Here is a 759-nt window from a genome sequence, read left to right as displayed (position 1 = left end):
CTGCCCCCGGTTTGCAATCGGCATCGTCCATTTTTCCCCGAAGCCTTACCGATACCGCCATATAAAAGCTTCAGCAGGCCGGTTTCATTGGGGAATGCGCCTTGGGTTTTGGCCAGCTTCCGAAACTGGCGGTGTACCGCCCCGGACAGGCACTGACCGGTAAAGACGGCCCCCTTACCCCACCCATCAAACAACCGGCCAAGGCCGCATTGGAAGCCGAAACCGGACAATACCTCGAACAAAAGCAGTTGCAGCCCGGCCGGCGTAACGGCCACAGCAAAAAAACCGTCAAAACCGGTTCCGGCAGTTTCGGGTTGGAGACACCCCGAGACCGCAACGGCAGTTTCGAACCGCAAACCGGAGTACAATTGTGCATCACCCGCCAAATCCGCAACAGTTTGCGCTGTGTCGCCAGCAAAGGCCAAAAGGCATTTGCAACCGACTTGAAACCCATATACCGCGAAGCGGCGGAAGCGGCTTTGGACGGACCGGAAGAGGAATGGAGCGGAAATACCCGAAAGTGATACAGTCATGGCGCAGCAAACGGCCGCTCCTGTCTGCCTGTTTCCGCTGCCCCGGAGCCGTACGCAAACCGATTTATACGACCAATGCGGCAGAGGCGGTACACCGCTAGTTTCGGAAGCTGGCCAAAACCCAAGGCGCATTCCCCAATGAAACCGGCCTGCTGAAGCTTTTATATGGCGGTATCGGTAAGGCTTCGGGGAAAAATGGACGATGCCGATTGCAAACCGGGGGCAG

The 759-nt window shown here is 57.3% G+C and carries 3 pseudogenes; 2 read left to right on the top strand and 1 reads right to left on the bottom strand.

The features are described 5' to 3' along the window. Positions 1–140, bottom strand: a pseudogene (locus C7N83_RS14040) (IS256 family transposase); the annotation flags it as partial. Here C7N83_RS14040 and C7N83_RS17235 point away from each other — a divergent pair. Next, positions 132–296: pseudogene (locus C7N83_RS17235) on the top strand (IS256 family transposase); the annotation flags it as partial. The pseudogenes C7N83_RS14040 and C7N83_RS17235 sit on opposite strands and share 9 nt — an antisense overlap. Before the next feature lie 54 nt (positions 297–350). After that, a pseudogene (locus tag C7N83_RS17230) lies at positions 351–759 on the top strand (transposase); the annotation flags it as partial.

It is taken from the genome of Neisseria iguanae (genome assembly GCF_003013245.1).
GTDB lineage: Bacteria > Pseudomonadota > Gammaproteobacteria > Burkholderiales > Neisseriaceae > Neisseria > Neisseria iguanae.
Note: the sequence above shows the minus strand (reverse complement) of the source record. Positions and strands in the feature narration are given on the sequence as shown.